At 47.9% G+C, this 9180-nt stretch carries 4 protein-coding genes; all 4 read left to right on the top strand.

Translation table 11 applies throughout. From position 1 onward, the window contains the following. The coding region (locus QWJ34_RS26810; RefSeq protein WP_302732203.1) for a polymorphic toxin-type HINT domain-containing protein at positions 1 to 2824 on the top strand (2824 nt) is incomplete at its 5' end. Then, complete coding sequence (locus QWJ34_RS26805; RefSeq protein WP_302732202.1) at positions 2821 to 3270, top strand: hypothetical protein; 450 nt, start codon at positions 2821 to 2823, stop codon at positions 3268 to 3270. The genes QWJ34_RS26810 and QWJ34_RS26805, both read left to right, overlap by 4 nt. 649 nt (positions 3271 to 3919) lie before the next feature. After that, positions 3920 to 4195, top strand: coding sequence for a hypothetical protein (locus QWJ34_RS26800; protein ID WP_302732201.1), 276 nt, complete (start codon positions 3920 to 3922; stop codon positions 4193 to 4195). A gap of 35 nt (positions 4196 to 4230) precedes the next feature. Then, the gene (locus QWJ34_RS26795; protein ID WP_302732200.1) at positions 4231 to 8895 is read left to right on the top strand and encodes an RHS repeat-associated core domain-containing protein; all 4665 of its coding nucleotides are present in this window, start codon (positions 4231 to 4233) and stop codon (positions 8893 to 8895) included. Positions 8896 to 9180 lie beyond the last annotated feature (285 nt).

Below are 9180 nucleotides of genomic sequence, written 5' to 3'. Positions count from 1 at the left end.
TCAACTGAAACGCAAAGACAACAATAACAACGTCGACTTCTACACGCTCCAGTCCAACCATTACAACGACCTGGGCGAACTGGATTATACGACAGACGGCGAAGGGCACAAAACGAGCTATGAATACGACGCCAACGGCGAAGTGAAAAAAACGATCTCCGCTTCGGGCCGCGTCACCGGCTTCGGCTACAACGAGGTGCTCAACCAGGCGACGACCACTACGGATTACGGCGAGAAAGTCACCGCCGAAACCGATGCTATGGGCCGTACCACGAGCACGACACGCGAAGACGGCGCAGGCAACACCATCACGTCCACCAACCAATACGAAGTGGGCGGCAATCCGTTCGCGATGAGCGCTACCAACGGAGGCGGTAAGACGACCGGATTCACCAACGACGGTCTGCACCGGCTGCAAAACGTTACGCAGAACGCCGGCGGCACCTCGCTGAGCACCAAGTACACGTATAACCGACTTGGCGCGATGACCGAGAAAGTCTTCCCGGATCTGACGAAGATCACATACGGCTACGACGAACTCGGCCGCAGACTGTCCAAGACAGACTCGGTGCTGGGCAAAGAAAGCTACACCTATGACAACAACAGCAACATCACCGGCGGCAAGACGCGCGAAGGCATCAACGTACTGAACAAGTACGACGAGCAGAACCGCCTGACTTCGTGGAGCAGCGGCGATAAGAGCGGATCGTTTACGTATTACAAAAACGGCCTGCGCAAAACGATGAAAGACGAAACCGGTACCACGCAGTATTTCTACACGCTGGATAACCGGTTGGAGCGCATGGTCTATCCGGACGGCAAACAAATCTCGTACACGTACTACAACAACGGTCTGCCGAGCAGCATGACCGATCCGTTCGGGATGACGACGACCTACTGGTACAACAACGACAACCAGCTGGTTCAAGTGCGTACCGAGAATACGACCCAGGCCGAGTACACCTACCGCGACGGACTGGTGCAATCGGATGAGAACTACCTGAAGTCGTCCCAGTTGTACCAAACGAAGCTGGCGAACGGCCAGATCACGACCACGTACACCAACGATGGATTCGGACGCCTGACCAAACTGCTTCAGTCGGCCGGCGGCTTGACCAAAGCCTTCACCTACGGCTACGATAAGCAGGACAACATTACCAGCCGCAGCGACGGCACGACCAGCGGCACGTTTACGTACGACGAACTGGACCGCATCATCACCAGCTCGGAAGGCGCGGAAACGTACAGCTACGACGGCAAAGGCAACCGCCTGACGCTGCAATCCAGCATCCAGATGCCGCACAAGGACAACGTCGATTATACGTACAACCAGGCCGAGCAGCTGAGCAACGTTCAGCGCAACCAGACTTCGGTCAGCTACAAGTACAACGGCGACGGCCTGATGACCGAGCGCAGCATCACGAAGAATGGCAAGACCGATACGACGCGCTACTACTACGATGGGGAGAACATTATCGCCGAAGGCATGGTAGCCGCCGACGGAAGCGTCACGTTCAAAGCCCGCTACGTGCGCGGCGCGCAGCTGATCTACCGCGAAGACGCCAATAACCAGAAAGCGTACTACCAGCACAACGGCCACGGCGACGTGACGGGACTGGTGAAAGCCGACGGTACCGCGCTCAATACCTACACCTACGACATCTGGGGCAACCCGCTGACGTCGGACGTGCAGGTCGAGAATCCGTTCGGATATTCGGGCGAGTTCTGGGACGGCGATACAGGCCTGCAGTACCTGAGAAGCCGCTGGTACGACCCGAGCATCGGGCGGTTTATTCAGGAAGATACGTTCGAAGGCTACGTGAACCGGCCGAGCAGCTTGAATCCGTACACGTATGTGGAGAATAATCCGCTTAAGTACGTGGACCCGAGCGGTAAATTCTTGGATACGATTTACGACCTTCTTTCGACGGGATACGACATTTATCAGTTGGCCAAAGACCCAACTTGGGAAAACGCGGCATATGTCGCAGCGGATGTCTTGGCAGTGGCGATTCCGGCAGTTCCAAGCCCGAGCGCAGCGGTGCGGGCAAGTAAAGCGGCTACGAAAGCAATTGATGAAGGGCGCGTAGCATCGAAAACCACAAGTACCTCTAAGAGTGTAGCGAAGGCTTGTAACTGCTTTACTGCCAAGACAAAGGTCAAGACGGACAAAGGCGATAAAGAAATTAAGGACGTGCAAGTAGGCGATAAGGTATTATCTCAAAATGAAAATACCGGCGAAGAAGCCTACAAGCAGGTAACGGCGACTTTTAATCACGAAGCAGATGAGATTTATAACATCCATGTTGGCGGTCAAGTGATCGAATCGACGTATAACCATCCATTCTGGGTTGTTGGTAAAGGATGGGTCTTCGTTAAGGACCTGAAACCGGGTGATCTGCTGGAGCAGAGTGATGGGAAAACACTTGAGGTCGGCAGCATCGAGATTCAGCAGCGTCAGGCGACTGTTTACAATATGACGGTGGACGGGTTCCATACGTATTTTGTGAGCGGCTTGGGGATTTGGGTTCATAATTCCAATAATGAATGTTATTTAAAAGATTTTCCTGACAAAAACACAAAAATGAGTAGCGCTTCTTTTCAGAGCGAAGGAGCAGCCAGAGCTTTTGCGAGAGAGAAGGTAGGTAAAGATCCGGTTTATATTGGTGATAATAAGTATCGAAGTGCTAACGGAAAATGGCAGTATAGAGCTAAGCCGATAGATACCAATGACAATCATGTTCATTTAGAAAGGTTGAATCCTGAAACAGGAACAGTTATAGAAAACTGGCACTTAAATTATCCGAAGGGAAAATCAAGATGAAAAGATTCATTGAACTCAAAAACGAATTTGTTATAAGAAATTATAATGAGAAATTGTGGGGTATTGAACTTACAATTTGTCATGAAGAAGTATTAGATTTTTTCATGGAGTTACAAATGATAAGTTTTCAAAAATCGGATTTATTGACTCTTAAAACTTATCATTCACCACGTTCTTTACAAATACAGCTACAGCAGGCCGAGACTCAATCTCAGGTGGAGAGCAAAGCTGAAAATCTCAAGTTAAAAATTACTGAACGTGATATGGGTGTGATTTACTCTTTTTTACTACTTTATTATAGAGATGCAGTTGCTCCAGTTGATCACATTGATATTGAGTTGAGTGATGAGAATGATCCAGAAAAAGAAGTATATTTAATAATAAAAGCAGAGGACTTCTCCGAACCAATATCTGAAAAAGAAGCAAGACGCATTCTTGATATGTAGCAGAATATTTTACTTTAAATCTTCCTCATTAATTTGAGGAAGATTTTTGATTGACGAATTGCAAAATGAAATGCAAAAATTTCACTTAAAATGAACGAGTAATTTAAAAACGCTGTTCAAATGAAATTCTCCTAAGAGAACCTCTTTTTCAATGATTATTGAAAAATGAGATTCTCTTTTTTTATGAATCGACAGTGTTCCTAATGTATGTAGTGTGCTCATTTTAGAGAATTCGTTAAAGGTTCTTCATCGTTATGACCTCTACTAGTACTTTGTCACACTTCAAATGGTGGGTTTATGTTTGGCTGAAACGCACATGGTTCTAGTGCATTTCAGACGAGCGTAACCTTAACTTCATCTGGGACAAAGTACTAGGGCGTGTCTTAACACTTTGAAGGGAGCGGATTTGGCTGAATTTTCGTTCTCAACAAGGGGATTTTTCGAAGGCGTGCCGGGGCACGTCAAGAAAAGGTGACGCTGTGGAGGGAGAAAAGGCAAGCGAAGATGCACTTCAGTAAGTTTTAAGACACGCCCAATATCAAAGGATCATATAGCAAGTAACCTTATCTTTAGTATCTTAGGAGCGAGCTACGGCAAACTCCGCACAGACGAGAACGGCGAGCAGCGGATCGACCTCGATCCCGATCTGGTGACGCGCTGGCTGACGGAAGAGCAGCCGAATTACGGCATGCAGATCGAAGGCGGCGACCCGTCGGCATTCGAACAAACACCTCAGCTGCATATTCGCCACAGCGGCGATACGGTGAATACATTAAGCGCTGCCGGTACACCAATGCAATTCCGTTACTTTTACGATGATCAGAGTCGTTTGCAGTATATCCAGTTCTCATCGGGCGAACGCATCAATTTTACCTACGACACCAGCGGCAATTTAATCAAAAGACAGTATGTACCGGGCTCCTAAGCCGACCACTATAGAGAATCGAGGGGAAATCGTTCGTGAAAAAACCTATTTTTAAAATCCTCAATACTGCGCTTGCTGCCGCTCTGCTGCTGCCGCCCGTTGCTGCTCCACATCATGTTTCGGCCGCACCAGCCGTTTCGGCAGCTAAAACGACTGCTGCGACAATCGCGTCCGGCATTCCTTTTAATAATGGAGCCTCACCTCAGTCGTTATATGAGATCGCAGCTAATACACCATACAGCGGAGCTGTCGAAGGAGAAAACATCTCTAACGTTACAGGCTCGTTAACACGTATGGAAACTGATTTCAGTCTTCCAGGTCGTAACGGTATGGATTTTACGCTGGGCCGTCTGTATCAGAGTAACACCGCCTACATCTGGGAGCCTAAGATCACGCAGAGCACCAATGCTTCGGGCCAGACCGTATACGTCAACGACAACGAATACTACACATACAACGAACGTACGTCGAACCTTGGCGTCGGCTGGACCTGGGCATTCCCTTCCGTCGAATTGAGGGGGGATCAGCGCTATCTGCATTTTCCCGACGGAACGGTATATGAAGTCGCCGCGGGCGGACAAGGACTGGTGGATTATCCGCTCAAAGACGTGACGTTCGCACCTTCGACAGCGACAATCTCGACGAAAGATGCTTCGGGCAAAGCAGTCAGCGCCACAGCTGCCTACTCTCTCACCGATACACTTGGTACGCAGTCGCTATTCAATTCCGAAGGCCGCTGGATCGGAACCAAAGACGCGTATGGTAATGTAATTCTGGTAGAATACGCGAACACGGCCGTCAACGACCAGAATGCTTATCCGCTGATCAGCCGCGTTATCGACACGTTGAACCGCGAGATTAAATTTTCATACAAGGCGAGTTCGGTTACGGTCAGCTATGCAGGCAAGTCCCTTGTATATAACAAAAAGCTTATTAGCGATACCAATAAGAAGTACAACCTCAATACTGCGGTGAATGAAAACGGCGAGACGACCACTTATAATTATGTGAAACATGGCGCTGGGTACGACGCGGACGGACCGGGCGGAGCTAACAGTAATTCGACGATTTACTCTTCATTAACCGGTGTGACCTATCCGACCGGGGGTGGACCGACTTATGAATATGGCAAGACTATCAAGCATTTAGGCGATGCCGGTACGATGGAATATTATCGTGTGACGACACGCCAAGACAATATGAAAGACGATGGAACCAAGAAAAAGAACATGGTTCGCTACGATTACACGAACGCGACCGACTTTTCCGATCCGGCTCAAACTTCTTCTACCGTGAAACGCACTGCAGTCGGCGATCCAAACGGCGTGGGGACAAACGAGAAGATCAGCGAAACAACTGTACTGAATGCGGATCATCTAGCGATCAAAGAAACGCGCGAGAAAGCCGGCGAGTACAAAAAGCAGATCGATACGGTCTACGATCCGGATCAGCAGCTCGCAGTGAAGATTACCGAAACAGATACGGACTATACGCAAAATCCAGAGAAGACGGGTACCAAAATCAATGCGTATACATACGATCAGTTCGGCAATGTTCTGACGTATACAAATCCGCTGGGACATATCAGCAGCTATACCTATTCGTCTCAATATCCGGGCCTGAACACTTCCGAACGCAATACGGTTTCAGGCGTGGTAACAGACGATATCGTATATACTACTGATCCAACACTCCCGCACATTACCAAAGCGGTGAAGAACTACACCGACGAAAACGGTCAAGCGAACTCCTTACAAATGACGTACCAGAACGACGCTTACGGTAATGTAACGCAGGCGATTCAGCAGCTTGAAGACGGTAAAAGCCAGCAGACGGATATCGAGTATGCGGCGAGCGTCAAGAACGCTTACCCGACTTCCATCAAGCAAAAAGTGACTGAAAACGGTACGCCAAAAACGATTGAGGAACGCTATGAGTACGATTTGGCGACAGGCCGCGTTACGAAGCATTTCGATGGCAATGCGGTTTCCAAAGGCGCAAAAGCGGGCTCGGATGAGGCTTATGAGTACGACAATGTCGGCCGAATTAAAAAAGTTACGCGTCCCGCGGATGAAGACGGTACACGGGCAACGACGACTTCTTCGTTTGCGTATAATACGATCGGGCAGATCGGACAGTTTTACCGGGTCGATGAAGAAGGTAAAGAAAGCAAAGAGACTTACGATGCTCTCGGCCGCCCGATGGCTATCGAATTAAAGCGCAAAGATAACAATAACAACGTCGATTTTTACACTGCCCAATCTAATCATTACAACGATCTGGGCGAGCTGGATTATGCGGTAGATGGCGAAGGCCACAAAACCAAATATGAGTACGATGCCAATGGCGAGGTCAAACAAACTGTTTCCGCTGAAGGCCGTATTACGGGTTACGCATATAATAGTTTACTGAATCAAGCGACGACGACGACAGATTATGGCGAGAAAGTAACGGCTCAAACCGACGCGCTCGGCCGTACAACGAGCACGACTCGCGAAGACGGAGCCGGCAACAAAATTACGTCTACCAACTCGTACGAAGTAGGCGGCAATCCTTTTGCAATGAGTGCGACAAAAGGAAACGGTTCGACGACCGGATATACGAGCAATGGGCTGCATCGTCTGCAAAATGTGACTCAGAGCGTAGGCGGTACTTCGCTAAGCACCAAATACACCTACAATAGACTCGGCGCAATGACGGAGAAAGTCTTCCCGGATCTGCAAAAAATCACATTCGGTTACGATGAACTTGGCCGCCGTTTGTCTAAAACGGACTCTGTGCTGGGAAAAGAAAGTTATACGTACGATAGCAACAACAACCTTACAGGCGGCACAACCCGCGAGGGAATAAATGTGGTCAACAGATACGATTCCCAAAATCGATTGACCTCATGGACCAGCGGTGAGAAAAGCGGCAGCTTTACTTACTACAAAAATGGCCTCCGCAAAACGATGACTGACGAAACAGGTAAAACTCAATATTTCTACACCTTGAGCAATCAGTTGGAACGACTGGTTTACCCGGATGGCAAACAGATTTCGTATACGTATAATTTGAGCGGTCTTCCAAGCAGCATGACCGATCCGTTCGGATTGACGACGACGTATGTTTACAACAGCGATAATCAACTTGTGCAAGTGCGTACAGAAAATACAAATCAAGCGGAGTATATCTATCGCGACAGCCAAGTGGAATCGGATGGAGAGCAGTTGAAATCTTCCCAGCTCTATCAGACCAAGCTTGCAAATGGGCAAGTAACCATGACCTACACGAACGACGGCTTTGGACGGTTAACGAAGCTGCTTCAGTCGGCAGGCGACTTGACCAAAACGTTCGCGTACAGCTACGATAACAATGATAATATTATGAGCCGCAGCGACGGCGAAACGAACGGTACGTTTACTTACGACGAGTTGGATCGAATCATTACCAGCTCGGAAGGTGCGGAAACGTATACGTACGACGGCAAAGGAAACCGTCTGACCCTGCAATCCAGCATCCAAATGCCGCATAAAGAAAATATCGATTACAGCTACGATCAGGCTGAACAGCTTAATCAGGTTAAACGTAACCAGACTGCTGTCAGCTACAAGTACGACGGCGATGGTCTGATGACGGAGCGCAGTATTGTAAAAGACGGTAAAACGGACACGACACGTTACTACTACGACGGAGCCAACATCATTGCAGAAGGTACGGTAGCAGCTGACGGAAGCATAACGCTTAAAGCTCGTTATGTAAGAGGAGCGCAGCTTATCTACCGTGAGGATGCGAGCAATCAAAAAGCCTACTATCTGCACAACGGCCACGGCGATGTAACGGGACTGGTCAAAGCTGACGGTACTTCGCTGAATACGTATACCTACGACATCTGGGGTAATCCGCTGACTTCGGACGTACAGGTCGAGAATCCATTCGGCTATTCGGGCGAGTTCTGGGACGGCGATACGGGGCTGCAGTACCTGAGAAGCCGCTGGTATGATCCAAGTATTGGTCGGTTTATTCAAGAGGATACGTTTGAAGGATATGTGAACCGGCCGAGCAGTTTGAATCCTTATACTTACGTGGAGAATAATCCTCTGAAGTATCTGGATCCAACGGGGACTAGAACTTATTTGATTCATGGGACTAATTCAGAGCCTTCAACTTTTACGAATGAGTTTAGATACTATTTGAAAAGAACAAGTGGTGAAGATGTTGATGCAGTTCGTTGGAGTGGCAGTAATAGTACATCGGCTAGAAAAAATGCTGCAACGGGCGGTTGGTTTGGGAACGAAAATATAGCTGCACGAATTCTGGAACATCATCGTAATGATCCGAATGAACCTATAAGATTAGTTGGACATAGTCATGGAGGTAACGTAGCTATATTAATTGCTAATGAGCTTCAAAGGAATGATGTACAGGTTGATACCTTAGTTACTATTGGCACCCCAGTAAGAGATGATTACCAGCTTAGAAACAACGCAGTACGTACTCATATAAACATGTACAACATTGCGGACCCTGTACAAATATTGGGTGGAGAACTTATTGCGCCAATGAATCGTACTTTGCGAGGGGAACGTGTATTTGCGAATGCAAACAATATTAAAGTGGAACCGCTAATAAACAGTCCTTTCGATAAGGCAAACCATTCGTTTATGCACAGCAACATTGCTATATGGAAACAGTCTATCAGACCAGAAACTTGGAAGTAAGATAAACGTATTCGCAAAATCCGCTTTCTATTATTTAGGGCGTGTCTTAAAACTTCGAAGCGAGCAGATTTGGCTGGATTTTCGTACTCAACAAGGAACTTTTCGAAGGCGTGCCGGGGCACGTCAAGAAAAGGTGACGCGGTAGAGAGTGAAAAGGTAGGTAAAGATGCAATTCAGTAAGTTTTAAGACACGCCTAGTTTATAAATCATTTGATTTGTAAATGACGGATTGTAAAATGAAGTGCAACACCTCGAATTGAATACAAAAGGGCTCATGGCCGGATT

This window comes from Saccharibacillus sp. CPCC 101409, from assembly GCF_030518235.1.
Lineage (GTDB): Bacteria > Bacillota > Bacilli > Paenibacillales > Paenibacillaceae > Saccharibacillus.
The sequence above is the reverse complement of the archived record's forward strand: the minus strand, read 5'-3'. Positions and strand labels throughout refer to the sequence as shown.

Bases quoted from the DNA above. Each gene is read 5' to 3' on its own strand.
- QWJ34_RS26805 (WP_302732202.1), top strand. From the start codon at position 2,821: ATGAAAAGATTCATTGAACTCAAAAACGAATTTGTTATAAGAAATTAT.